General features: G+C 73.2%; 22 protein-coding genes. 14 read left to right on the forward strand and 8 right to left on the reverse strand.

Annotated elements, in window-relative coordinates; genetic code table 11:
* Positions 1-123 precede the first annotated feature (123 nt).
* Positions 124-423: a GNAT family N-acetyltransferase gene (locus WFH32_RS13760; RefSeq protein WP_336707894.1), complete on the reverse strand. Its 300-nt coding sequence runs from the start codon at positions 421-423 to the stop codon at positions 124-126.
* Positions 424-567: 144 nt separating this feature from the next.
* On the opposite strand from WFH32_RS13760, the gene WFH32_RS13765 reads away from it, so the two are divergent.
* Together WFH32_RS13765 and WFH32_RS13770 are read left to right on the forward strand one after the other, a co-directional pair.
* A complete protein-coding gene (locus WFH32_RS13765) occupies positions 568-1,836 on the forward strand; it encodes an MFS transporter (RefSeq protein WP_318244154.1) in 1,269 nt (422 codons plus the stop codon).
* A 207-nt stretch (positions 1,837-2,043) separates the two neighbouring features.
* On the forward strand, positions 2,044-3,831 hold the full coding sequence (locus WFH32_RS13770; RefSeq protein ID WP_191796577.1) for a pyruvate dehydrogenase: 1,788 nt from the start codon (positions 2,044-2,046) through the stop codon (positions 3,829-3,831).
* Between the two features lie 148 nt (positions 3,832-3,979).
* On the opposite strand, the gene WFH32_RS13775 is transcribed toward WFH32_RS13770, so the two are convergent.
* Positions 3,980-4,573 (reverse strand): TetR/AcrR family transcriptional regulator, encoded by a 594-nt coding sequence (locus WFH32_RS13775; protein ID WP_168210032.1) that lies wholly within the window; start codon positions 4,571-4,573, stop codon positions 3,980-3,982.
* Between the two features lie 92 nt (positions 4,574-4,665).
* Between WFH32_RS13775 and WFH32_RS13780 the strand changes: the two genes are divergently transcribed.
* The 5 genes from WFH32_RS13780 (at position 4,666) to WFH32_RS13800 (ending at position 9,978) form a co-directional block, all read left to right on the forward strand.
* Positions 4,666-5,730 carry an ABC transporter permease gene (locus WFH32_RS13780; protein ID WP_336707895.1) on the forward strand — a complete coding sequence of 355 codons (1,065 nt, stop codon included), beginning with the start codon at positions 4,666-4,668 and terminating at the stop codon, positions 5,728-5,730.
* Between the two features lie 84 nt (positions 5,731-5,814).
* On the forward strand, positions 5,815-6,939 hold the full coding sequence (locus WFH32_RS13785; protein WP_336707897.1) for a phosphotransferase family protein: 1,125 nt from the start codon (positions 5,815-5,817) through the stop codon (positions 6,937-6,939).
* Positions 6,940-7,147: 208 nt separating this feature from the next.
* Positions 7,148-7,642: an NfeD family protein gene (locus WFH32_RS13790; RefSeq protein WP_318244155.1), complete on the forward strand. Its 495-nt coding sequence runs from the start codon at positions 7,148-7,150 to the stop codon at positions 7,640-7,642.
* Positions 7,643-7,781: 139 nt separating this feature from the next.
* Positions 7,782-9,263 (forward strand): flotillin family protein, encoded by a 1,482-nt coding sequence (locus WFH32_RS13795; RefSeq protein ID WP_191796580.1) that lies wholly within the window; start codon positions 7,782-7,784, stop codon positions 9,261-9,263.
* A 169-nt stretch (positions 9,264-9,432) separates the two neighbouring features.
* Complete coding sequence (locus WFH32_RS13800) at positions 9,433-9,978, forward strand: DivIVA domain-containing protein (protein ID WP_336707899.1); 546 nt, start codon at positions 9,433-9,435, stop codon at positions 9,976-9,978.
* 12 nt (positions 9,979-9,990) lie between these two features.
* Here WFH32_RS13800 and WFH32_RS13805 read toward each other — a convergent pair whose 3' ends face one another.
* Both WFH32_RS13805 and WFH32_RS13810 read right to left on the reverse strand, forming a co-directional pair.
* Positions 9,991-10,653: a class I SAM-dependent methyltransferase gene (locus WFH32_RS13805; RefSeq protein ID WP_336707901.1), complete on the reverse strand. Its 663-nt coding sequence runs from the start codon at positions 10,651-10,653 to the stop codon at positions 9,991-9,993.
* Between the two features lie 104 nt (positions 10,654-10,757).
* The gene (locus WFH32_RS13810; protein ID WP_336707902.1) at positions 10,758-11,567 is read right to left on the reverse strand and encodes a GAP family protein; all 810 of its coding nucleotides are present in this window, start codon (positions 11,565-11,567) and stop codon (positions 10,758-10,760) included.
* A gap of 127 nt (positions 11,568-11,694) precedes the next feature.
* Here WFH32_RS13810 and WFH32_RS13815 point away from each other — a divergent pair, with 127 nt between their 5' ends.
* Together WFH32_RS13815 and WFH32_RS13820 are read left to right on the forward strand one after the other, a co-directional pair.
* A complete protein-coding gene (locus WFH32_RS13815; protein WP_336707904.1) occupies positions 11,695-13,176 on the forward strand; it encodes a sensor histidine kinase in 1,482 nt (493 codons plus the stop codon).
* On the forward strand, positions 13,173-13,859 hold the full coding sequence (locus WFH32_RS13820; protein ID WP_336707906.1) for a response regulator transcription factor: 687 nt from the start codon (positions 13,173-13,175) through the stop codon (positions 13,857-13,859). Before WFH32_RS13815 ends, WFH32_RS13820 begins: the two co-directional genes overlap by 4 nt.
* Before the next feature lie 84 nt (positions 13,860-13,943).
* Here WFH32_RS13820 and WFH32_RS13825 read toward each other — a convergent pair whose 3' ends face one another.
* The 3 genes from WFH32_RS13825 to WFH32_RS13835 all read right to left on the reverse strand — a co-directional run bounded on the left by WFH32_RS13825 (position 13,944) and on the right by WFH32_RS13835 (position 17,948).
* Positions 13,944-15,431 carry a sugar porter family MFS transporter gene (locus WFH32_RS13825; protein WP_191796586.1) on the reverse strand — a complete coding sequence of 496 codons (1,488 nt, stop codon included), beginning with the start codon at positions 15,429-15,431 and terminating at the stop codon, positions 13,944-13,946.
* A gap of 355 nt (positions 15,432-15,786) precedes the next feature.
* Positions 15,787-17,148 carry an MFS transporter gene (locus WFH32_RS13830; protein WP_336707908.1) on the reverse strand — a complete coding sequence of 454 codons (1,362 nt, stop codon included), beginning with the start codon at positions 17,146-17,148 and terminating at the stop codon, positions 15,787-15,789.
* A 113-nt stretch (positions 17,149-17,261) separates the two neighbouring features.
* The gene (locus WFH32_RS13835) at positions 17,262-17,948 is read right to left on the reverse strand and encodes a FadR/GntR family transcriptional regulator (RefSeq protein ID WP_191789876.1); all 687 of its coding nucleotides are present in this window, start codon (positions 17,946-17,948) and stop codon (positions 17,262-17,264) included.
* A 130-nt stretch (positions 17,949-18,078) separates the two neighbouring features.
* Between WFH32_RS13835 and WFH32_RS13840 the strand changes: the two genes are divergently transcribed.
* Both WFH32_RS13840 and WFH32_RS13845 read left to right on the forward strand, forming a co-directional pair.
* The gene (locus tag WFH32_RS13840; protein ID WP_336707909.1) at positions 18,079-18,699 is read left to right on the forward strand and encodes a gluconokinase; all 621 of its coding nucleotides are present in this window, start codon (positions 18,079-18,081) and stop codon (positions 18,697-18,699) included.
* The gene (locus WFH32_RS13845) at positions 18,696-20,108 is read left to right on the forward strand and encodes a GntT/GntP/DsdX family permease (RefSeq protein ID WP_318244157.1); all 1,413 of its coding nucleotides are present in this window, start codon (positions 18,696-18,698) and stop codon (positions 20,106-20,108) included. Before WFH32_RS13840 ends, WFH32_RS13845 begins: the two co-directional genes overlap by 4 nt.
* 73 nt (positions 20,109-20,181) lie before the next feature.
* On the opposite strand, the gene WFH32_RS13850 is transcribed toward WFH32_RS13845, so the two are convergent.
* Entirely contained in the window at positions 20,182-21,300 is a 1,119-nt protein-coding gene (locus tag WFH32_RS13850) for a VIT1/CCC1 transporter family protein (RefSeq protein WP_336707910.1), read from the reverse strand.
* A 123-nt stretch (positions 21,301-21,423) separates the two neighbouring features.
* Here WFH32_RS13850 and WFH32_RS13855 point away from each other — a divergent pair, with 123 nt between their 5' ends.
* The 3 genes from WFH32_RS13855 to WFH32_RS13865 all read left to right on the forward strand — a co-directional run bounded on the left by WFH32_RS13855 (position 21,424) and on the right by WFH32_RS13865 (position 23,759).
* Positions 21,424-21,801 (forward strand): FKBP-type peptidyl-prolyl cis-trans isomerase, encoded by a 378-nt coding sequence (locus tag WFH32_RS13855; protein WP_030151190.1) that lies wholly within the window; start codon positions 21,424-21,426, stop codon positions 21,799-21,801.
* A gap of 282 nt (positions 21,802-22,083) precedes the next feature.
* Positions 22,084-22,674 (forward strand): ribonuclease H family protein, encoded by a 591-nt coding sequence (locus WFH32_RS13860; protein WP_191796590.1) that lies wholly within the window; start codon positions 22,084-22,086, stop codon positions 22,672-22,674.
* Between the two features lie 119 nt (positions 22,675-22,793).
* Entirely contained in the window at positions 22,794-23,759 is a 966-nt protein-coding gene (locus WFH32_RS13865; RefSeq protein ID WP_336707911.1) for a DNA-3-methyladenine glycosylase family protein, read from the forward strand.
* Positions 23,760-23,778 lie beyond the last annotated feature (19 nt).

Raw genomic sequence — 23,778 nt, forward strand, 5'->3', positions numbered from 1 at the left:
CGCCCCCCTCCCCCCCCCCCGCCCCCCCCCCCCCCCCCCCCCCGGGGGCCGCGCACCCCCCCCGGGGGCGTGGGCGGCCCCCCCCCCCCCCCCCCGCGGGGTCGTTTCCGCGACAGGTGATCGTCAGCGCGCGACCAGGTTCTGGTACTCCTCGTGGAGCTGCACGAACGCCCGGATGAACGGGCACAGGGGCACGACCTTCTGCCCCGAGGCCCGCACCTGGTCGAGCGCCCCGCGCGCGAGCGTCGACCCGACACCGTGGCCCGCGAAGGCGTCGTCGACCTCGGTGTGCGTGAACACGACCTGGCCAGGTTGTCGCACGTACGCGGCGAAACCCGCCACCTCCCCCTCGGGGGTGCGTGCCTCGAAGCGCTCCTCGGCCGTGTTGTCCACGACCGCGATCTCCTGCGTCTGCTCGCTCACCAGTTCATCATGCGGGGCCGCATCGGTTCGCGCGCGCCCGGTGGAACGGTGACACTCGGTACGTGCCGACGAGTCGCCGGCTCCCGGGGTCGCACGCGCCGCGCGTGTGCCGTCGACCGGGGCAACGGATGGGAGAATGAGACGGTGGTACAGGATCCCCCTCGCGCAGCGGCAGACGACTCCCGCAACCCCTACCGTGTCGTCCTCAGCAAGCCGGGGGCGCTGAACTTCTCGGCCGCCGCCGTCGTGGCGAGGCTCCCGATGTCCATGGTCGGCATCGGCATCGTCCTGATGATCCAGGGCATCTACGGCTCGTACGCCCTGGCCGGACGCGTGTCCGCGGCCTACGTGATCGCGCAGGCCATCGCCTCGCCGCAGATCGCGCGCTACGTCGACCGCGTGGGCCAGGCCAAGGTCATGCGCCCGCTGCTCGTCGTGAGCACCCTCGGGCTCGTGGGCCTGATCCTCTCCGCGGTCAACCAGGCCCCCGAGATCTGGCTCTACGTGAGCGCCGTCGTCGCGGGCGCGAGCATCGGCTCCTACGGATCGATGGTCCGCGCGCGCTGGAGCCACGCCGTCAAGGACCCGCGACAGCTCCACACCGCCTACTCCCTGGAGTCCGCTCTCGACGAGCTCGTGTTCGTCGTCGGCCCGGTCCTCGCGACCCTGCTCGCGACCGAGGTCACCGACTCGGCGGGCATCATCGTCCCCGCGGTCGCGGCCGTCGTGGGCGGCGTGTGGTTCCTGTCGCAGCGCCGCACCGAACCACCCGTGATCCCCGTCGTCCCGGGCGTCAAGCACGGCTCCGCGATGCGCTCGCCCGGCATGGTCGTGCTGGCCGTCGTCTTCGTCGCGATGGGCTTCATCTTCGGCGCGACCGACGTCTCCACCATCGCGTTCGCCGAGGAGCAGGGGTCCAAGTCGGCTTCGGGCCTGATCCTCGCGGTCTTCGCGCTCGGCTCGCTCATCTCGGGCCTCGCCTACGGCGCCCGCCACTGGGTCTCGCCGCTGTGGAAGCGGTTCGCGATCGGCATGGTCGCGCTCGCCCTGGGCGTCTCCCTGTTCTTCGTGGTCACGTCGCTGCCCATGCTGGCCGTCGTCATGTTCGTCACGGGCTTCACGATCGCCCCGACCCTCATCAACGGCAACGCCCTGGTGCAGAACCTCGTGACGCCGAACCAGCTCACCGAGGGCCTCGCGTGGGTCGGGACGTCGCTGGGCGTGGGCGTGTCGTTCGGGGCGTCGATCGCGGGCTCGCGCATCGACGCCGCAGGCGCGCACGCGGGGTTCCAGGTCGTCATGATCGCGGCGGGGCTCGCGGTCGTCGCGGTCCTCGCCTCGCTGCGGGTCCTGCGCCGAGGTGCGCCGCGCCCGGATCTCACCGACGACCCCGTCGTGACCGACGAGGCGTAGCCACTGCCGCCCGTTGGCTCGTCGAGTGTGCACTTCGGGCTGTCCCGAGGCACTGGGGACAGCCCGAGCTGCACACTCGACGCGCACCCGCTGTGACGCGGACCTGACACCCGGACGTGACCAGCGGAACGGCCCCAGCGGCTGCGTCCCGCGGGCTTCCGGCGCACGATGGAGAGGTCCCCAACCCTTTCGTGCGGAGGTTTCCTCATGGCTCTCGGACTCGGCCGGCCCCAGGACAAGCGCAACAGGACGGTCGCCGACCTCCTCGTCGCGCAGCTCGTCGAAGCGGGGGTCGAACGCATCTACGGGATCGTGGGCGACAGCCTCAACCCCGTGGTCGACGCGGTCCGGCGCAGCCAGAAGGGGAAGGGCAAGGGCATCGAGTGGGTGCACGTGCGCCACGAGGAGGCCGCCGCGTTCGCCGCCGCGGCCGAGGCCGAGGTCACCGGGAAGCTCGCGGTCTGCGCGGGCTCGTGCGGGCCCGGCAACCTGCACCTCATCAACGGGCTGTACGACGCCAACCGCTCCAAGGTGCCCGTCCTCGCGATCGCGAGCCACATCCCCAGCGCGCAGATCGGGACGAGCTTCTTCCAGGAGACGCACCCCGACCGCCTGTTCACCGAGTGCTCGGTGTACTCCGAGATGATCTCGTCGGCCACGCAGGCGCCGCGCGTCATCAACTCCGCGATCCACCACGCGTACGGCGCCCCGGGCGTCGCGGTCCTGACCATCCCGGGCGACGTCGCGGACCTCGACGCCGCAGCCGAGGTCATCGACGTCGCGGTCCACCCCGCGAAGCCCCGGATCGTCCCGGACCCCGACGCGCTCCGGACCCTGGCCGACGCGATCAACAAGGCCAAGAAGGTCACGATCTTCGCGGGCGTGGGGACCCGCGGGGCGCACGACGACGTGATCGCGCTCGCCGACAAGATCGCGGCTCCGATCGGCCACTCGCTGCGCGGCAAGGAGTGGATCCAGTACGACAACCCGTTCGACGTCGGGATGAGCGGGCTGCTCGGCTACGGTGCCGCGCACGACGCCATGCAGGAGGCAGACCTCCTGGTCCTGCTCGGCACCGACTTCCCGTACGACCAGTTCCTGCCCGAGTCCGTGCGGACCGCGCAGGTCGACACCGACCCCACGCACCTGGGCCGCCGGACCCGGCTCGACGTCGCCGTGGTCGGCGACGTGGGCGAGACCGTGCGGCTCCTGCTGCCGCTCGTCGACACGGCCAAGAACCGCTCGTTCCTCGACGGCATGGTCGCCAAGCACGAGAAGTCGATGACAGGCGTGGTCGGGGCGTACACCAAGGACGTCGAGAAGCACTCCCCCATCCACCCCGAGTACGTCGCGGACGTCCTCGACCAGGAAGCCTCCGACGACGCGGTGTTCACCGTGGACACGGGCATGTGCAACGTGTGGGCTGCCCGGTACATCAGCCCCAACGGCAAGCGGCGTGTCATCGGGTCGTTCCTGCACGGGTCCATGGCCAACGCGGTGCCGCACGCGATCGGCGTCGCGGCCGCGCAGCCCGACCGCCAGGTCGTCGCCATGGCGGGCGACGGCGGGCTGTCGATGCTGCTGGGCGAGCTCATCACCATCAAGGCCTACGAGCTGCCCGTGAAGATCGTCCTGTTCGACAACGCGAGCCTGGGCATGGTGCGCCTCGAGATGCTCGTCGACGGGCTGCCCATGTTCGGCACCGAGTCGCCGCACATCGACTACGCCGCGGTCGCGAACGCGATCGGGATCCCGTCCGTGCGGGTCGAGCGGGCCAAGGACGTGCGGGGGGCGCTGCGCGGCGCCCTCTCGCGCCCCGGGCCCGCGCTGGTCGACGTCGTGACCGACCCGCGCGCGCTGTCCCTCCCCCCGACCATCACGGCCGGGCAGGTCCGCGGCTTCGCGGTCGCGATGAGCAAGGAGGTCCTGGGCGGCGGCATGGGCGAGGTCGTGTCGATGGCCCGGGCGAACCTGCGCAACGTGCCGCGCCCGTAGGTCCGGCCTGGAGTCCGGCCCCGGCCCCGGCTCGTCGAGTGTGCAGTTCGGGCTGTCAGAACGCTCCCGGGACAGCCCGAACTGCACGCTCGGCGTCCGGCGTCGGGCGTCCGGCGTCGGGCGTCCGGCGTCGGGCGTTCGACGCCCCTCAGCGGGGGAGGTAGCGCACGAGCAGGTCGAGGTAGCCATCGCGGTCGAAGTCCTCGACGAGTGCCGACTGGAGCATGCACCCCTGGCACGCGCTGACGAACAGCGGCGCCTGCTCGGCCGCGAGCGCCGCAGCCTCGGCCTCGCCGTGGCCGTTCGTGTTCCGGTGCCACACGGTGAGGTAGTCCTCGAAGGTCCGCAGGATGCGGTCGATGACGCCGGCGGCGAGCTCTCGCAGCGCGGGGTCGGTCATGGCTTCTCCCCAGAGCTGGACGAGGATCCGGGGGTCGCGGAGCTCGCGCTGCACTCCGGTCATGAGGACCCGGACGACCTCGGCCGGGACCGGGAGCGGTTCGTTCGCGGCGAGCTTCTCGATGTCGAGAACTCGCGCGCCGACGATCCGGCTCGCCGTCTGGTGGACGAGCTCGGTCTTGCTCGCGAAGTAGCCGTAGATCGCGCCGGCCGACACACCTGACTCGGCGATGATGTCCGCCATCGAGGCAGCCTGGAACCCCTTGCGGCGGAAGACCCGCAGGGCGGCCTCGACGATCTCTTCGCGGCGCGCGGTTCGGTACTCCTCGGTCACTCTGGGCACCGACCCACCATAAACCGAACGTTCGCTCTTGACAGGCGCGGGCGCCGGGCGCGAGTCTATAAAGAACGAACATTCGTTTTAAGGAGCCCGAGATGAACGCCCTGCCCCCGCGTCCTGGCACCACCCCCTGGCCGCGCACCCTCGGTCTCACCCTCGGGCTCGTCGCCCTCGTGAGCACCCTCGTCCTGGCCTTCCTGTGGCCCTCGGTCACGGCCGACCCCCGGGACCTCCCGATCGCCGTCGCCGGCCCGGCAGAGCAGGTCACCCAGGTCGAGGCCGGCCTCGACGCGAGCAGCCCCGGCGTCCTCGACGTCACCGCCGTCGCCGACCGCTCCGAGGCCGTGGCGCTCATCGAGGCGCGGGACGCGTACGGCGCGATCGTCCTGGGTCCCGCTCCGGAGATCCTCACGGCCTCGGCCGCGAGCCCGGTCGTCGCCCAGCTCCTCGGCGAGCGGGCGACCGCGCTCCAGGTCCAGGTCGACGCCGCAGCGGCCGCTCACGGCGCACCGGTCGGCTCGGCACCAACCGTCGTCGTGACCGACGTGGTGCCCCTCTCCCCCGACGACGCCCGTGGCACGACCCTCGCCGCAGCCACGTTCCCCCTCGTGCTCGGCGGGCTCGTCGGCGGCGTCGCGATCGCCCTCGTGGTGCGCGGCACGGGGCGCCGTCTCGCGGGGCTCGGGGCCTATGCGGTCGGCGGCGGACTGATGATCGCGGCGATCCTCCACGGCATGGGGGGACTGCACGGTGCGTTCCTCGCCGACTCCGCCGCCGTCGCGCTCACGCTCCTCGGGATCTCGGGCACGATCGTCGGCGCCACCACGATCCTCGGGCGGCCCGGTCTGGCCGTCGGGCCGGTGGTCTTCCTGCTCTTCGCCAACCCGATCTCGGCTGCCGCGATGCCCGTCGAGATGCTGCTGTCCCCGTGGGGGGCCATGGGGCAGTGGTTCCCGCCTGGCGCGTCGGCGACCCTCCTGCGCACGCTGTCCTACTTCCCGGGCGCCGACGCGTCGTTCCCCTGGCTCGTCCTCGGCGGCTGGGCGGTGCTGGGTGTCGGCCTGGTGCTTGCCGGGTCGGTCCGTGGCGGGACGTCGCGGTCGACGGCGCCGACCGCGACCAGCGCCCCCGCGGACGACGCCCTGGCGACCGTCCACTGAGAAGCGCCGGGGCGGGCGGCGCTCGTGCGCCCGCCCCGTCCGCACCCCTTCCGCAGAACCCCTCGAATCGATACGATCGCCAGCGTGCTCACCAAGATGACGGTCACCGACGACCAGCTCTCCCGCATCGTGTCCCCGCTCGGCGAGATCGCCGACGCCGCTCCCCTGGACGGCGGCCTGTTCGCCTCGACGTTCCGGGTCGACCTCACGGACGGTCGGCGCCTCGTCGTGAAGATCACGAGCGCCGACACCTCCCGCCTCCTGCGCTACGAGCACGGGATCCTCGGCACCGAGGAGGACGTCTACCGGCGCGTGGCGGACCGCCCCGACCTCCTCATGCCGCGCGTCGTCCACAGCGACTTCAGCCGGACCGCGCTCGACGGCGACGCCCTGGTCGTCACGTTCCTCGACGGCGACGTGTGGAACACGCTGCCCCCGCTCGACGACGCCGCGACGGAGCGCGTGCGGCACGACCTCGGCGCGTTCATGGCCCGCCTGCACACCGTCACGGGAGACGCGTTCGGCTACCCCGCCCCCGCGTCCGGGATGAGCGCCCCGACGTGGCCCGAGGCGTTCGGCCTCATGGTCGACGCGCTGCTCGCCGACGCCCGCACCTGGGACGTCGACCTCCCCGCCGACGCCCTGCGGGCCGTGGTCGCGCGCCACCACGACGCGCTCGCCGAGGTCACGGTCCCGCGCCTCGTCCACGCCGACCTGTGGCCGGGCAACCTCTTCCTCGCGGCCGGGTCGCCCGGCCCCGTGGACCCCGCAGGCTCCCCCGACGAGCCGTCCCCGCTGCGGCTGAGCGGCGTGATCGACACCGAGCGCTGCCTGTGGGCCGACCCCCTGTACGAGCTCGCGGGCGCCGACCAGCTCGGCCTCGGTCCCGTCCCGCCCGCGATCGCCGAGGGCTACCGTTCGGCGGGCGGCCGGCTTCCCGTCGAGGAGCCGTGGTTCACGTCCCCCGCCCCGGGTGAAATCCCGCCCGACGACGGCGCTCCCCGCGTGCGCGGCGCCGTCGGGCAGGTGCGTCCCGGGGCGAGCACGCTCGGGGCCGCCGACGTGCGCCTGCTCCTGTACCGCGCGTACATCAGCGCGGTGCTCGTGACCGAGGTCGTCCCCCGCGACTACCAGGGCGAATGGGTCCAGGGCTACCGGGACACGGCCGCGGCGAACCTCGACGTGCTGCTGGACCAGCTCTCCCGCTGACCCCACGCACCGGCCGTCGGACGCGCATCGGGCCATGTCCCGGGGTGCGTCCGACGGCCGCTCCGCAGAGCGCGGGACCACCCGGGACGAACGGGCCGCATGGTGCGGACTACCCATCTCGTCCCGGGGCAGGGTTGAGTCACGCTAGAGTTCGGGCAAGTTCACGATCACGTCAAGTGCTCGGGCGGCCCGTGCTCGGCGGCGCGACGTGACCGACCCTGGGGGGTATGCGGTGATCACGTTCGTCGTCGTCGGCATCGTCGGGCTCGCGCTCGTCCTGATCTCGATGATCCTCGGGGAGTTCATCGAGCTCGGCGACGGCGCCGTCTCGGGGACCTCGCTCGGCGTCGGGGCGATCGTGTTCGGCGCGACCGGGGCGATCGTCGTCTCGAACGACCTGCCCGTCGTCCTCGCGTACGTGGGCTCCGCGGTCCTCGCAGCCCTCGCAGTCCTCCTCGTGGCCGTGCTGACGGCCAAGCTCCGCGCGTCCGACGACGCCGTCCCGGTCTCCCTCGTCGGCGTCCAGGGCACCGCGACGAGCGACATCTCGCCCGCGACCGGAGAGGTCTCGCTCGACGCCGCGCACGAGCTCGAACGACGCCTCGCCTGGGCCGACGAGCCGATCCCCTCGGGGGCCCGCGTCGTCGTCCTCGAGCAGTCCGGCACGCGCGTCCGCGTCCGGCGGTACTTCCCCAACGACTGACCTCTCCCACGGATGACCCCGCCGGCGACCCCGGCCGCACGACGAGCACCACCAGCACCACCAGCAGGACCGGCACGACCGCACGACCCGCACGCACGACCCGCCACCGAAAGGAGTCGCGCCGCAGGCGCGTACCGACATGCTCGAAGATTCCAACCTCGTCGGCATCATCGCCACGATCGCCCTGGTCATCGCGTTCTTCGCGATCATCACCTTCATCGCCAAGCGCATCCGGCGCGTCCCCCCGAACGAGGCCCTGATCATCGTCGGGCGCGGCGCGGGCCGCAAGGAGGCCGCGGGCACCGGCCAGCGCGTCGTCACCGGCGGCCGCACGTTCGTGTGGCCCATCCTCCAGCAGGGCTTCTCCATCTCCCTCGAGCAGCGCCAGATCGGCATCACGGTCGAGGGCGTCGACAAGAACCGCATCAAGATCGCGATCAAGGCCTCGATCAACTTCAAGGTCCGTGGTGACGAGGAGGGCGTGCGCCGTGCGGCCCAGCGCTTCCTGTCCCAGCAGGGCACGCTGACCGAGATCATCAAGGAGTCCCTCGAGGGCTCGCTGCGCTCGATCGTGGGCGACATGACGATCGAGCAGATCATCTCCGACCGCAAGGGCCTCTCGGACCGCGTCGTCGAGTCGACCAAGACCGACCTCTCGGAGCAGGGCCTGCAGGTCGACCTGCTCAACATCTCGGACATCTCGACGCCGGGCTCCGACTACCTCGCGAACCTCGGCCGTGCCGAGGCCGCTCGGGCCCGCCAGGTCGCCGAGGTCTCCGAGGCCGAGGCGCAGCGGGCGTCGGAGTTCGCCGCGATCGACGCCGCCGAGCAGATCGCCGAGCGCCAGAAGGCCCTCGACCTCAAGCGCGCGATCATCAAGGCCGAGACCGACAAGGCCAACGCCGAGGCGGAGGCCGCAGGTCAGCTCGCCCGGGCCGAGCAGGAGCGCCTGGTCGCGGTCGAGGAGCGCGAGGCCCTCGCCGAGCAGGCCCGTGTGACGCAGGAGCGCCTCGACATCGAGATCCGCAAGCCCGCCGAGGCCGCGGCCTACGCCGAGGTCCAGCGCGCCAACGCCCAGCGCGACTCGTCGAACGCCGCGACCGAGGCCGACGCCTACAAGCGCACCACGATCGCCGAGGCCAACAAGACCGCCGCGATCCAGGACGCCGAGGCCTCCGCCGAGGCCGTCCGCCGCGCCGGTGAGGCCGAGCGTGACCGCCAGGTCGCCCTGGCCGTCGGTATCAAGGCCGAGGGTGAGGCGCGGGCGTTCGCGGTCGAGGCCGAGGGGCGCGCAGAGGCCGTCGCCACGGACGCCAAGGCCGAGGCGCTCAAGAAGTACGGCGAGGCGGCCCTGGTCCAGGAGCTCATCGAGCGCCTCCCGGAGATCGTCCGCGCCGCGGCCGAGCCCATCGGCAAGATCCAGGGCATGACCGTCATCTCGACCGACGGCGCGAGCGCGGTCACCAAGAACGTCGCGTCGGTGCTGGGCGAGGGCCAGCAGGTCATCAAGCAGCTCACGGGCGTCGACATCAACCAGCTCATCGCCGGGCTCGCCGGCGGTCACCTGAGCGGCCAGTCGGCGTCGAACGGTTCGGCCGCGTCGACCGCGTCGTCCAACTGATCCGTCCCTGACACCGGTGGGGGGGGGCGCGGGGGGGCCCCGCCCGGGCCCCCCCCGCCCCCCCCCCCCCCCCCCCGCGGGGGGGGGGGGGGCGCGGGCCGGGCGCCCCCCGGCCCCCCCCCCCCCCCCCCCCCCCCGCCGTCCCACCTCACCCCTCGGAGCACCCCGCATGCTGACCGCACAGCAGGTCCTGGACACGACGTTCACCGCGACCAAGTTCCGTGAGGGATACGACGTCGAGCAGGTCGACATCTACCTCGACGACGTCAGCGCGACGCTCAAGGCGTACGAGGCGGGCGGCCGTCCCGGCACGGTGTTGCTCACCTCGGCGGCGGCCGGGGACGTCCGGTTCTCGGCCACGAAGTGGCGTGAGGGCTACGAGGTCACCGAGGTCGACGAGCTCATCGACGCGATCGTCGGCACGCTCCGGTCCTACGAGTCCGGCCCCACCTCGACGTCACCCCTGACCGTCCCGCACCCGACCGCGGCGGCGCGCGACGACGTCGGGCAGCAGGACGCGCCCGCACCGGACCACGCGCCCGGCGCCCGGCCCCTCGGCATCCACGACCTGACCACCCAGCTCCAGTACGCGCGCGTCCGCGCGAACGGCAGCGACCGGCTCGTCGTGCTGCTCCCCGACGGCTCGAGCGCCCACGTGACCGCGCTCGACGCGGGCCCCCAGGGGATCACGCTCCGCACCGCGCCCCAGGCGTAGCCCGGAGCGGGGCTACGGCCTCCGCACCCGCAGGACCGTGTCGCGGATCGTGGCCGGGCGTCCCTCGGCGTCGAGCATCTCGCGGGTGGGCGCGTCGTTGGTCTCGACCGTCCACCCGTCGAGGTCGAGCTCGCTCAGGAGATCGTCGCCCGTGTAGAAGAAGTGCTCGTCGAACTCGCGGCGCACCGTCTCGTGGTCCTCGGGGTGGTGCCCGACGACGAGCAGCCGCCCACCCGGTGCCACGGCCTGCGCGAGGCGCGGGAAGACCTGGCGGCGCAGGTCGGCCGGCAGGTGCATGAAGTGGGCCGTGACGAGGTCGAACCGCTCGTCCCCCGGCTCCCACCCGACGAGGTCGGCCTGGCGCCACTCGATGCGCTCGGCGACCTCGGCGCTCACCGCGTCCGCGTGCGCCGCGGCCTTCGCGAGGGCTACGGGCGACACGTCGAGCCCGACCACGCGCCACCCCTGCCGCGCGAGCCACACCGCGTCGGCCCCCTCGCCCGCACCCACCTCGAGCGCGCTGCCCGCGGGCAGGTCGGCGACCTCGCGCACGAGCTGCGGGTTCGGGTTGCCGCTCCACACCGATGCCGCGGAACCGTAGCGCTCGTCCCAGAACGCCTGGTCGTGGTGGTGCTGCTGGTGGCCGTGCTCGTGGTTCTGGTGGTCGTGTGCCACGCGGGCTCCTCGGGTCGGGGCGGGCCGCAGGGGTCGGCCGTCTTCCCCGACCATGGGGCCTGGCCCGGCCCGCGCGCAAGCGCCGTTGCCGTTCCGGCAAATGCCTACCCGATCCAGCCGAGCCACACCACGGCGTCGCGCGCGAGCAGGAACCCTACGATCCCCACGACCCACGCCGTGGTCGACGCCGCGTTCCTCGTCATCCACGCGTTGAGCCGGTCGAGGAGCGGCCCCACCTGGCGGGCCGCGAGGACCCGTCCCGCCAGGAGCACCAGCGCGGGCAGCACCATGACGACGCAGTACCCCGCCAGGACGACCGCCGTCGCAGGCCACCCGAGGTCCGCGCGCGTCATCATCCCGATCGCCGCGAGGTACGGCAGCATCGACGCGAGCTCGATCGCCGCAGCCGCGAGCGCCAGCCCCATGAGGGCCGTCACGGAGCCGGTGCGCGGCGCGGTCGCCACGCCCGGGTGCGAGCCGGGTACGGGGCGCGCTGCGCCGTCGGGCACGGGCGTGAGGGCCGACGGCGCCGCTCCCGTCTCGTCCGACGCTCCCATCGCGCGGGCCCGCCACCGCAGGACGCGCCCCTGTCCGTCCGACGAGCCCTTGGACCGTCGGTCGAGGTGGAAGCTGTACGCGACGAGCGCGGCCCCCACGAGCAGCTCGACGATCCGGGCGGGCCGTGTCTCGAAGAGCTCGCCGAACCCTTCGGCGAAGGCCTCCGCCCCCAGCGCGATCACGACCCCGACCACGAGGTAGAACCCGACGATCGTGCCCAGGTAGACGAGCAGGCGCGCGACGCGCACCCGCCCCGGGGTCATGAGGAGCCACACGGGGATGAGCAGCGTCCCGAAGCTCGTCGAGTCGACGAGGGCCAGGACGACGAGCGCACCGAGGAGGGGCAGGAGTTCCATGCCGCAAGGTTCGTGCGCGGCGGCGGGTGGCGTCGTCGGGCGGACGAGTGATCCTCGGGCCGGCGGGCGGCGCGCCGTACATCGTTCGGGCGATCCCCGGGCGGGGTCGCTGTGCTGTGATGGGGGCGTGCCCGACCCCCTGCCCACGGCTGCCGACACCGGGTCCCCGACCGCGGGCGCCGACGCGGCGACGGCGCCGAGCCACGCCTCGCGCATTCGGCGGCTCGTGCGCCGGGTCGACGCCGGGTTCCGCGACGACGGGCCCGGCGGGGACCCGTACGACGCGGCCGGGACGTTCCTCGTCGGGGTCGCGCTGCTTGCGGTCGGGGTGGTCTCGGTCTGGTCCGTGTCTGCGTTCGTGCAGCCCGCGAACCGGTGGTGGCACGTCGTGCCCCTCGCGGTCGGCTGCCTGATCCTGCTCGCCAAGCGCCGCCACACCGCGCTCGCCCTCGTGGGCGGGACCGTCGCGGTCGTCGCCGACGTCCTGATCGGCGGCAGCCTCAGCATGCTCCTGGTCCTGTGGGAGCTGCTGTTCGCGTGCGGCCTCTACGGGAGCAGGCGGCTCCGGGCGGTCGTCAACGTCGTCGTGACGGTGCTCGTCGTCGCGGCCGCGGTGGCCACGGGCGAGTACTTCCGGGACGTGCAGGGGTTCGCCCTCGGCGGCATCCAGGCGGCGGCGATCATCGCGACGCCCCTGTGGTGGGCCGCGAACGTGCGCCAGAAGACCGACCTCGCCGCGCTCTCGGCCGAGCGGGCCGACCTGGAGGCGCAGCGCGCCGACCTCGAGGCTCAACGGGCAGCCGACCTGGAGCAGATCGCCGAGCTCGGTCAGCACGAGGCCGTGCGGGCCGAGCGCGCCGCGATGGCACGCGACCTGCACGACGTCATCGCGTCGCACCTGTCGGCCATCGCGATCCACTCGGGGGCCGCGCTCGCGTCGCCTCCCGACGCCGCGAAGGACCGGGCGGCGCTCGAGCTCGTGCGGTCGAGCAGCATCACGTCGCTCGAGGAGATGCGAGCCATGATCCTGCTGCTGCGCTCGGACCTGCCACGCACCGACGGCTCGGCCGGCCCCGAGACCCGCGACGCGTCGCGCGGCACGGTGCTCGCGGGCGAGGCCGTCGCGGCCCCCGCGCGCCTGGCCGGGCTCGACGACGTGATCTCGTCCGCACGCGCCCAGGGCCTCACGGTCGAGGTCGAGGACCCCGACGACGCCCGGTCGGCGCGCCTCCCGTCGGCTCTCGACCAGGCCGCGCACCGGATCGTGCAGGAGGCACTGACGAACGCGGCCAAGCACGCCCCGGGGGGCCGCGTGCGGGTCGTGCTCGGGCTGGACGAGCCGCCCGAGCACCGACTCACGGTCGAGGTCACGAGCACCCTGACCGCCCGCTCCGGGCCGCTGCCCCCGAGCCTGAGCGCCCGCACCGGTCTCCTCACGATGCGCGAGCGCGCCGAGGCGCTCGGCGGCACGTTCCGGGCAGGCCCGACCGACGCGGGCGACGCGTGGACCGTCCGGGCCGACCTGCCGCTGAGCCGGTCCTGCACCGAGGCGTCAGGACGCACCCCGCCCGCCCTCGACCCCACCGACACACCCGGAGCCCCCGCATGATCCGTGTCCTGCTCGCCGACGACCACGCCGCCATCCGCGCCGGCCTGCGCTTCCTGCTCGACTCCGCACCGGACGTCGAGGTCGTGGGCGAGGCCTCCGACGGCGCCGCCGCGATCACGAACGCCCGCGCCCTGCGCCCCGAGGTCGTCCTCATGGACCTGCGCATGCCCGGCGTCGACGGCATCGAGGCCACGCGCACGATCGTCGCCGAACGCCTCGCCGAGGTCCTCGTCCTGACGACGTTCGACCTCGACGAGTACGTCGACGAGGCCCTGCGCGCAGGGGCCGCGGGATTCCTGCTCAAGACCGCGGAGCCCGCCGCCCTCATCGACGCGGTCCGCCGCGTCGCGGCCGGGGACGGCGTCCTCGCACCCGAGGTCACGCGCCGCCTCCTCGCGGCGTTCGCGTCCGCCCCACGGCCCGACGGCGCCGCTCACCTCCCGGGGGGCGCGCCGCCGTCGGGCACGGGGACGCCGGGCGACCCGCGCCTGTCCGACCTGACCCCGCGCGAGACCGACGTGCTCGCAGCCCTCGGCCGCGGGCTGTCCAACCAGGGCATCGCCGACGCGCTCGTCATCAGCGAGGCCACCGCGAAGACGCACGTGTCACGCGTGCTCGCCAAGCTCCAGGTCACGACCCGCATGCAGGCCGCGATCGTCGCGCGCGACACGGGACTCGCGTAGCGCACGGCCCTCACCCCCGAACGGGAGATGCCCCCGATCCGGGAGGGGATCGGGGGCATCTGCGCGCTCGTCGAGGGCCGGGCGTCAGGCCGACTCGACGATGTGCCCGCGCTTGATGACGAAGTCGTCGCGCATGTCCTCGAGCTCCTTGCCGCGCGTCTCCGGGATCTTGTAGAAGACGAAGAACAGCGACAGCAGCGCGAAGAACGCGTAGAACGCGTACGCGAAGCTCAGGCCGATGTCGGCCAGCACGGGGAAGGTCGTCGAGATCGCGAAGTTCGCGACCCACTGCGCAGCGGCCGCGACCGCGAGCGCGCTCGCACGGATGCGGTTGGGGAACATCTCCCCCAGCAGCACCCAGACGACCGGCCCCCACGACGCCCCGAAGAACACCACGAACGCGTTGGCCGCGATGAGCGCGACCGTGGCCCAGGCGCCGTCGAGCGAGGCCGTGGACGTGCCGTCGGAGGCCGTGGTCATCGTGGCCTGCGTGAACGCGACGGCCATCATGCCGAGCGAGACGAACATGCCCGTCGATCCCGCGAGGAGCAGGATGCGGCGGCCGATCCGGTCGATCAGGAGGATCGCCACGATCGTCACCACGATGTTCGTGACCGACGTGATGACCGAGGTCAGGAGCGCGTCGTCCTCCGAGAACCCGACCGACCGCCACAGCGTCGTCGAGTAGTAGAAGATCACGTTGATGCCGACGAACTGCTGGAAGACCGAGAGCAGGATGCCGACCCAGACGATCGGCTTGAGACCCAGGCGCTTGCCCCTCAGGTCCTTGATCGACGCCTTCGTGTCCGACTTGAGGGAGTTCTCGATGTCCGCGATCTTGTGGTCGACGTCCTCGACCCCCGTGAACTCCCGCAGGACCTCGGCGGCCTTCTTCGTCTCGCCCTTCGCCACCAGGTAGCGCGGGGACTCCGGGATGCGGAGCGCGAACAGGCCGTACGCGACCGCCGGGACCGCGGCCGCCATGAACATCCAGCGCCACGCCTCCTGGCCCAGCCACAGCACGTTCGACGCACCGCCAGCGGCCCCTGCCAGGGCGGCGTCCGTGAGGAGCGAGGCGAAGATGCCGGTCACGATCGCGAGCTGCTGCAACGACCCCAGCCGCCCACGGATGCGCGCCGGCGAGACCTCGGCGATGTACGCGGGCGCGATGACCGACGCGGCACCGATACCCAGGCCGCCGACCACGCGCCACAGGATCAGGTCGACCACCGAGAACGCGAGCCCGGAACCGAACGCCGACACGAAGAACAGTGCCGACGCGATGAGCATGACCTTGATGCGGCCGATCTTGTTCGCGACGGGCCCCGCGAACCAGGCGCCCACCGCACAGCCGATGAGCGCCGACGACACCGCGAACCCGGTGATCGCCGCGTTCAGCTCGAACGTCTCGGACAGGGAGTCGACGGCCCCGTTGATCACCGCCGTGTCGAACCCGAACAGGAAGCCACCCAGTGCGGCCGCCAGGCTGATCCCGACGACCTTCTTGTTCAGCCGCTTGGCCCTGGCCTGGGCCTGTGCGTCCCCAGCCGCTCCCGCGTCGTTGCTGGTCATGACGACCCCCTCCGTGTCAGGTTGTCCTTCGACGATAGTGAGGAGAAGGCGTGGTCGCGCGGTGAGCGACCGTGGTGAGGGTCACGCGACAGGTGACCTGCGGCGTCGGAGGTGCGACGGTGTCTCCGCCGGGTCACCGAGTGTGCCCCCTCGCGCGGTGAACCGCAGGAAGGTCGCGAGGAGCAGCAGCACGACGCCCGCTCCGACCAGGAGCGGGACGGGCAGCCCGAGAGGGTCGGCGTCCCGGAACCGGCCGCGCACGCCCGACCCCGGATCGCCGAGCGTGCAGTTCGGGCTGCCGTGGGGCTCTTCCGGCGACCCGAACTGCACGCTCGACGAACCGGACCAGACCGCCCTACGGCTCGGGGTGCAGCGCGTCGTACCTGAGGAAGCGCGGCTGCGCCCGCAGGATCAGCCACACCACGACGATGCAGGCCAGGCCGCCCGCGACCGCGGCCCACGCCTCGCCGAACCAGCTCGCCTGCGCACCGAGCACGACCTCGCCCAGGCGGGGGCCGCCCGCGACGACCACGATGAAGACCCCCTGGAGTCGGCCGCGCATGTCGTCGGGGGTCGCAGTCTGCAGGATCGTCTGGCGGAAGACCGCGCTCACGGCGTCGGAGGCCCCCGCGAGGGCGAGCGCGACGCACGCCGCGACGAGCCCGCCCACGAGCACCTGCGACGGGTTCGTCGAGCCGACCAGGAGCAGCACGGCACCGAACGCCGCGATCGACAGCCCCCACGCCGTGATGGCCCACGCGATCACCAGCCCCTGCCAGCGCACGCGCGACAGCGCCCCGGAGAACACCCCGGCGAGCACCGCGCCGACCGCGAACGCCGCGCTCAGGACGCCCGTCGTGGTCTCACCGCCCCCGATGAACAGGACGCCGACCGCGGGCAGCAGCACCCGCGGGAAGGCGAGGATCATCGCGGCGAGGTCGACCAGGAAGGTCGTGCGGACGTTGGGCCGGGTCGCGAGGTAGCGCAGGCCGTCGACCACCGAGCTGATGCCGACGACCTTGCGGCGGGGTGCCGCCCCATCCCCCGCCGGGTTGTCAGGACCACCGTGACCCGGAGTGCTCGCTGGTTCTGACACGTCGCTCGTGAGGACCGGCGGGATCGACGGCAGCCGCCACACGGCCCACAGCGCCGCCGCGAACAGCACCGCGTCGATCGTGTACGCGATCCCGTACCCCCACAGCGCCACGAGGAACGCCCCGAGCAGCGGGCCCACGGTCAGCGCGATGCTCCACGAGATCGTCTGGAGCGCGTTCGCGGCGGGCAGCAGGCGGGGCTCGACCAGGCGCGGGATGATCGCCGAGCGCGCGGGGTTGTTGATCGCGAACGCTGCGGACTGGAGCGCGACGAGCCCGTACAGGACCCCGACCGACCCGACGTCGAGCCATGCCTGGAGCGCGAGCAGCCCCGTGACGACCCACAGCGCCCACGACGCGAGCAGCGCGACCTTGCGGCGGTCGTACGCGTCGACGAGCGCGCCTCCGTACAGGCCGAGCGCCACGAGGGGCACGAGCGCGAAGATCCCGAGCACGCCGACCGCGAGCGTCGAGCCCGTGAGCGCGTAGACCTGGAGCCCTACGGCCACGACCGTGAGCTGGGAACCGAGGTTGGAGATCCCGAGCCCCCACCACAGCCGGCGGAAGGGCGGGGAGACGCGGAGCGGGGTCGTGTCGGCAAGGATGCCGTCGAGGCGGGGCACGAGCGACGAGGCTACCTCGCACCGGCCGGAAAACCGTCTCCCGGGGCGACCGTCTCAGGACGTGAGTCCCCTGCGCGCGGTGCGCGACGCCGTCGGGCCGGCGGGGCGACCGCTCACTCCGCGAGCGCCGCCCGGACCTCGCCCACGAGGGCCGCCATGGCGCGCTCGGCCTCGACGGGGTCTCCCGCCGCGACGGCGCGGGCGACGGCCTCGTGCTCGTCGAGCGCCTCGGCGACGGGCGCCTGCGGCATGAGGCCCAGGTGCGTGCGCCCGGCGAGGACCTCGCCGACGACCTCGGTGAGCGCCGCGAACATCTCGTTGCCGCACGAGCGCAGGAGCAGGGCGTGCAGGCGGATGTCGAGCTGGAGGAACTCCTCGAGGCGCCCGGCCTCGCCGAGCTCGCGCATGCGCGCGGCGAGCTCGACGGCCTCGGTGCGGGCCTCGGGGGTCGCGTGCCGGGCGGCACCGGCCGCGGCGAGGGGTTCGACGGCGCAGCGCAGCTCGGTCAGCGAGCGCAGCTGGGCGTCGCGGCCCGGTCCGGCGAGGCGCCAGCGGATGATGCGGGCGTCGTAGACGTTCCAGTCCTGCTCGGGGAGGACGACGAGGCCGATGCGTCGGCCCGAGCGCACGAGGCCGAGCGCTTCGAGCTGGCGCATGGTCTCGCGGGTCACGGTACGGGAGACGCCGAACTCGGTGCCGATCCCGTCGAGGGTCAGCGTGCTGCCCGCAGGGAGGTGACCTGCGGTGATGCGCTGGCCGAGGACGTCGGTCACCGAGCTGTGGAGCACCGTCGCGGACATGGGTCGAGCCTACGGCTTCCACCATTGGTCACACCATTGTTTGCCAAAGGTGATACCAATCATGCATGCTCGAACAGCGGCCGCAGAGGTCCGCGCACGACGCAGCAGTCGACAGGCCAAGGAACCCCTCATGGACACAGACGTCAGCCCCGCCCCGACTCCGGGGAGCGAGACCGAACCCGTGCACCTCGTCATCATGGGCGTCGCGGGCTCGGGCAAGACCACGGTCGCGACCCTGATCGCCGAGCGCACTCACCGCCCCTACGCCGAGGCCGACGAGTTCCACCCGCAGGCCAACATCGACAAGATGAGCGCAGGCACCCCGCTCACCGACGAGGACCGCTGGCCCTGGCTCCGGGCGATGCGCGACTGGCTCGACCAGCAGGCCGCCGAGGGCGACTCCGCCGTCGTGACCTGCTCGGCGCTCAAGCGCACCTACCGCGACCTCCTGCGCACGGCCCACGGCCGCGTGCGGTTCGTGCACCTCACCGGGAGCCCCGAGCTCCTCGAGGAGCGCATGACGCACCGCAGCGGGCACTTCATGCCCGCGTCGCTCCTGCCGTCCCAGCTCGCGACGCTCGAACCCCTCGCGGACGACGAGGACGGGATCACGCTCGACGTCGGCACCCCGCCCGAGGAACTCGTCGACCGGATCCTCGCGACCAGCGCCCTGCCCCACCCCACGATCCCCCGCACGCCCCGTCACCTGGCGGGCGACCCCCGCACCGACACCGACACCGAGGAGCGATGATGCTCACCCTCGCCTCGCACCCGCTCGCCGCGGGCGCCCTGCGCGCAGCCACCGAGACCCCCACGACCGACGCCGGGACGGCCCAGCTGATCCTCGCGGCCGTCGTCGGGATCGCGACGATCATCGTCCTGATCGTGTGGCTCAAGCTCCACCCGTTCCTGTCCCTCATGATCGGCTCGGCGGTCCTCGCGATCGTCGCGGGCATCGACTTCGTGAGCGCGTTCGTGAGCTTCTCGGCCGGGCTCGGCTCGACCGTCGCAGGGGTCGGCGTCCTCATCGCTCTCGGCGCGATCATCGGCAAGATGCTCATCGACTCGGGCGGCGCCGACCAGATCGTCGACACGATCCTCGCGCGCACGCCCGTGCAACGGCTGCCGTGGGCCATGGCGCTCATCGCGTTCGTGATCGGCATCCCGCTGTTCTTCGAGGTCGGCGTCGTCCTGCTCATCCCCGTGGTCATGATGGTGGCCCGCCGCTCCAAGGTGTCCCCGATCCTCGTCGGCATCCCCGCCCTCGCGGGCCTCTCGGCGCTGCACGGCCTCGTTCCCCCCCACCCCGGCCCGCTGCTCGCGATCGACGCGCTCGGTGCGAACCTCGGCCTGACGCTCGGGCTCGGCCTCCTCGTCGCGGTGCCGACCGTGATCGTCGCAGGGCCGCTGCTCGCCAAGCCGCTCGCCGTGTGGGTCAAGCTGCCCCCGCCCACGACCGTCCTGGGCGTGAGCGAGCGTGACCAGGACGCCCCGCGACCGAGCTTCGCGGTCGCCGTCACCGTGGTCCTGCTGCCCGTGATCCTCATGCTGGCCCGGACCGTCGTCGAGACGACCGGCACCCTGGGCACGCCCGTCGGCAAGGGCCTCGAGTTCATCGGGACGCCGCTCGTCGCGCTGCTCATCACCGCGCTCGTGTCGCTCGTCGCGTTCGGCAGCGCGATGGGCCGCACGCGCGACGAGATCAGCACGCTCGTCGACAAGTCCTTCGCCCCGATCGCGGGCATCCTGCTCATCGTGGGTGCGGGCGGCGGCTTCAAGCAGACGCTCGTCGACTCGGGCGTGGGCGACGTCATCGCGAGCGGCATCTCCGACGCGAACCTCTCGCCGCTCCTCGCGGGCTGGCTCGTCGCGGCGCTCATCCGCGTGGCGACGGGGTCCGCGACGGTCGCGACCATCACGGCCGCCGGGATCATGGCCCCGCTGGCGACCGGGCTCCCGCCCACGCACGCTGCGCTGCTCGTCCTCGCGATCGGTGCGGGCTCCGTGTTCCTGTCGCACGTGAACGACGCCGGGTTCTGGCTCATCAAGGAGTACTTCGGCATGACCGTGGGTCAGACGTTCAAGACGTGGTCCGTCATGGAGTGCGTGCTGTCCGTCGTGGCGCTGGTCGTGATCCTGCTGCTGGGCCTCGTCGTCTAGCGCACCCCTCCCGGAACCGGAGGCCCGACGGTGGAGGCGTGCTCCGCCGTCGGGCCCCCTTGCGCGCGGACCGCTACGCGACCGTCGCCCCGAAGACCAGGCCCAGCACGTACGTCGCGGCCGCGGCCCCGAACCCGATCGCGAGCTGGCGCAGCGCACGCTTGATCGGCGAGGCACCCGACAGCAGCCCGACCGTGGCGCCCGTCCCGAGCAGCGCGAGCCCCACGAGCCCGCTCCCGACGAGCACCGCGACCCCGCCCTGGAGGCCGAACAGGTACGGCAGCACGGGGATGAGCGCGCCCGACGCGAAGAACAGGAACGACGACACCGCAGCCCCCATCGCGGAGCCGTGCGTCTCGAACTCGTCCCCCTCCACCGCCGGCGCGATCACGGTCGCGGCCGTGTACGTCGACAGGACCTCGCCCGCGTGCTTCTCGGCCTCGTCGGGCGCGAGGCCCCGCGCCCGGTACACGAGCGCGAGCTCGTTCGCGTCGACGTCGAGGTGCGGCAGCGCGGCCGAGGCCAGGGGGCTGGGCGTCGACGCGTCGAGCAGCTCGCGCTGCGAGCGCACCGAGACGTACTCGCCCGCGCCCATCGACAGCGCACCCGCGAGCAGGCCCGCGAGGCCCGACAGCAGCACGGTCGCGTTCGACGCACCCGACGCCCCGATCCCGAGGATCAGCGCGAGGTTGGACACCAGGCCGTCGTTCGCGCCGAACACCGCGGCGCGGAACGTCCCCGACATGCGCATGCGCCCGCGCGTCGCGAGGCCGCGCACGACCTCCTCGTGGATGCGCTCGTCGGCAGCCATCGTCGCGGTCGCGTCGGCGTCGGTCTCGTACGTCGACCGGGCCTCGGCCCGCTGCGCCAGCGCGAGCACGAACACCCCGCCGAACCGGCGCGCGAACAGCCCGAGGGACCGCGTGCGCCAGTCGCCCCGCAACGGCTTGCCCACGTCGTCGCCCAGCAGCGCGAGCCAGTGGTCCTCGTGCCGCTTCTCGGCGTCGGCGAGCGCGAGCAGGATCTCCTTCTCCTCGCCGCTGCGGCGCGAGGCCAGGTCGCGGTAGGTCGCGGCCTCGGCACGCTCGTCGGCCAGGTAGCGGCGCCAGCGGCGGATGTCCTGAGGGGTCCGACGGCGGTCCGCACCTGCGTGTGCGGGCACGCCGGAGGTCGGTGTGGCGGGGGGAGTCATGCGTTCATCATGGCAAGAAAAGGCCCTCCGTGGGTTTCGGGATCCCCAACTTTTCCGCACGGTTCTGCGGTTCTCGGGAGTTCCGACAGCCCGCGCGGGGGTGCGGCGTGGTTGGATCGGAACATGTCCGAGAACACCGAACGCACCCGTCCTGAGGTCGATGCCCCCGAGGGCCCGGCCCCCACCGAGCTCGAGGTCACCGACCTGATCGTCGGCGACGGCGCCGAGGCGCAGCCCGGCTCGACCGTCAACGTCCACTACCTGGGCGTCGAGTACGACTCCGGCGAGGAGTTCGACTCGTCCTGGAGCCGCGGCCAGTCCATCAACTTCCCGCTGCGCAGCCTCATCGCCGGCTGGCAGCAGGGCATCCCGGGGATGAAGGTCGGCGGGCGCCGCAAGCTCGTCTGCCCCCCGGAGCTCGCGTACGGCCCGGCCGGCGGCGGCCACCGCCTGTCCGGCAAGACGCTCGTCTTCGTGATCGACCTGCTCGGCGTCAGCTGAGCACGGCCTGATCCTGCGGCGCCCCCGCTCCCCCGGTCACCGGTGGGGACGGGGGCGTCGTGCTCCCGGGGGGACACTCCCGACCGCTCACCGTGGCAGGGGTGAGTTTCCGGTCACGCCGGTCCTGACGAGATCCCAGGCGCCCGACGGCGGAACGCACGTCGCGCACCCGGGTGCGCTCCGCCGTCGGGCCGGGGCGGGCAGACGGCGGTCCCTGCGCCCCGGAAAGTCGGGGACAATGGGCGCGACGGACTTCCGACTCCGATGAGCGAGGACGCACAAGTGATCACTGTCAGCACCGACGGCTCGTGCCTGGTCAACCCGGGTGGAGCGATCGGTTGGGCGTGGATCAACCACGACGGAACCTTCGACTCCGGCGGCGCAGCCTCCGGGACGAACCAGATCGCGGAGCTCATGGCTCTGCTGGAAGCGGTACGCGCCCACCCCAGCGCCGAGCCGCTCCTCATCGAGTCCGACTCCCAGTACGCCATCAAGTGCGCGTCGGAGTGGCTCGAAGGATGGAAGCGCAAGGGCTGGCGGACCGCCGGTGGCAGCCCTGTGAAGAACCTCGAGCTCGTGCAGGGCATCGAGGCCGCGATCACGGCCCGCCCCGGACCGGTGCGGTTCCGGTGGGTGCGCGGCCACGTCGGCAACCACTTCAACGAGCGGGCCGACCAGCTCGCGGGCCTCGCGGCGCAGGACTGGGCCGCGGGTCGTGGCGAGGAGCGGGCGACGCTCGCAGGGACGGACGACCTCGTGGCCGCGCCCGCCAAGCGGCCGGCCTCTGCGGGCCGTGCGGCCACCAAGGTCGGGGCCACCGCCGCGAGCAAGGCCGCCGCGGACGCCTGGACCGAGTCGACGCTCTTCGACTGACTCTCGCGAGCTGCCGAGAACGGGCTTGAGGTCGCCACCGACACGGTGGCGACCTCGATCCCGTTCTCGGCGACCGTGCGGGGGACCCTGGGCTCAGGTGGCGGTGCGACACTGGCGTGATGTCCTCGCCGCTCCCCGCACCGGCGCCCGCCCGGTCCGGACCGGGCGCCCCGCTCCCCCTCGCCCTGCGGTCCGAGCGCCCGCTCGACCTGCGCTCGACGCTCGCGAAGCTCGCGCGCGGCCCCCATGACCCCACGTTCCGCGTGGTGCCGGGCGGCCCGCACGCCGGGACGTGGCGCACGAGCCTCTTCCCGACCGGACCCGTGACCTACCGCCTGGTGCAGGCGGGGGTGCGTGACGTCGTCGGGCAGGCGTGGGGGCCCGGGGCGGGCGAGCTCGCCGCGTCGCTCCCGTCGCTCCTCGGCGAGCCCGACGACGCAGCCTCCTTCGAGCCCCCGGCCCGCCTCGCGGACGCGCACCGCAGGCACCCCGGGCTGCGCGTCCCCCGCACCGGGCGCGTGCTCGAGGCCCTGGTGCCCGCGGTCCTGGAGCAGAAGGTGCAGACCGTGACGGCGCACCACGCGTGGCGCTGGCTGCTCGCGCGGTACGGGACGCCCGCGCCGGGGCCCGCGCCCGAGGGCATGCGCGTGGTCCCCGACGCCCGGACCTGGGCCACGATCCCCACGTGGGACTGGCACCGGGCGGGCGTCGACCCGCGGCGGGCACGGACCGTGGTCGAGTGCGCGCGCGTCGCCCGGCGGCTCGAGGAGTGCGCCGCGATGGACCCGGCCGCGGCGCAGGCGCGGTTGCAGCTCGTGCCCGGGGTCGGGGTGTGGACGGCTGCGGAGGTCGCGCAGCGGGCGCTCGGGGACGCCGACGCGGTGTCGGTCGGGGACTTCCACCTGGCGAAGGCCGTCGGATGGGCACTGACCGGCGAGCGGACGGACGACGCCGGGATGCTGGCGCTGCTCGCGCCCTACGCGCCGCACCGGTACCGGGTCGTGCGGCTGCTCGAGGTGTCGGGCCGGGGACTCGCGCCGCGGCGGGGTCCGAGACTGTCGATCCAGGACCACCGGGGCAACTGAGCACGAGGTTCCGCGCGGT

It is taken from the genome of Oerskovia sp. USHLN155 (assembly GCF_037145535.1).
Lineage (GTDB): Bacteria > Actinomycetota > Actinomycetes > Actinomycetales > Cellulomonadaceae > Oerskovia > Oerskovia rustica.

What these genes read in the sequence shown, in the direction of transcription:
- WFH32_RS13850 (WP_336707910.1), bottom strand. Translation starts at nt 21,300, where the DNA reads ATGACTCCCCCCGCCACACCGACCTCCGGCGTGCCCGCACACGCAGGT.
- WFH32_RS13825 (WP_191796586.1), bottom strand. Translation starts at nt 15,431, where the DNA reads ATGACCAGCAACGACGCGGGAGCGGCTGGGGACGCACAGGCCCAGGCC.
- WFH32_RS13835 (WP_191789876.1), bottom strand. Translation starts at nt 17,948, where the DNA reads ATGTCCGCGACGGTGCTCCACAGCTCGGTGACCGACGTCCTCGGCCAG.
- WFH32_RS13810 (WP_336707902.1), bottom strand. Translation starts at nt 11,567, where the DNA reads ATGGAACTCCTGCCCCTCCTCGGTGCGCTCGTCGTCCTGGCCCTCGTC.
- WFH32_RS13780 (WP_336707895.1), top strand. Translation starts at nt 4,666, where the DNA reads ATGAACGCCCTGCCCCCGCGTCCTGGCACCACCCCCTGGCCGCGCACC.
- WFH32_RS13845 (WP_318244157.1), top strand. Translation starts at nt 18,696, where the DNA reads ATGATGCTCACCCTCGCCTCGCACCCGCTCGCCGCGGGCGCCCTGCGC.
- WFH32_RS13855 (WP_030151190.1), top strand. Translation starts at nt 21,424, where the DNA reads ATGTCCGAGAACACCGAACGCACCCGTCCTGAGGTCGATGCCCCCGAG.
- WFH32_RS13820 (WP_336707906.1), top strand. Translation starts at nt 13,173, where the DNA reads ATGATCCGTGTCCTGCTCGCCGACGACCACGCCGCCATCCGCGCCGGC.
- WFH32_RS13795 (WP_191796580.1), top strand. Translation starts at nt 7,782, where the DNA reads ATGCTCGAAGATTCCAACCTCGTCGGCATCATCGCCACGATCGCCCTG.
- WFH32_RS13840 (WP_336707909.1), top strand. Translation starts at nt 18,079, where the DNA reads ATGGACACAGACGTCAGCCCCGCCCCGACTCCGGGGAGCGAGACCGAA.
- WFH32_RS13800 (WP_336707899.1), top strand. Translation starts at nt 9,433, where the DNA reads ATGCTGACCGCACAGCAGGTCCTGGACACGACGTTCACCGCGACCAAG.
- WFH32_RS13865 (WP_336707911.1), top strand. Translation starts at nt 22,794, where the DNA reads ATGTCCTCGCCGCTCCCCGCACCGGCGCCCGCCCGGTCCGGACCGGGC.
- WFH32_RS13770 (WP_191796577.1), top strand. Translation starts at nt 2,044, where the DNA reads ATGGCTCTCGGACTCGGCCGGCCCCAGGACAAGCGCAACAGGACGGTC.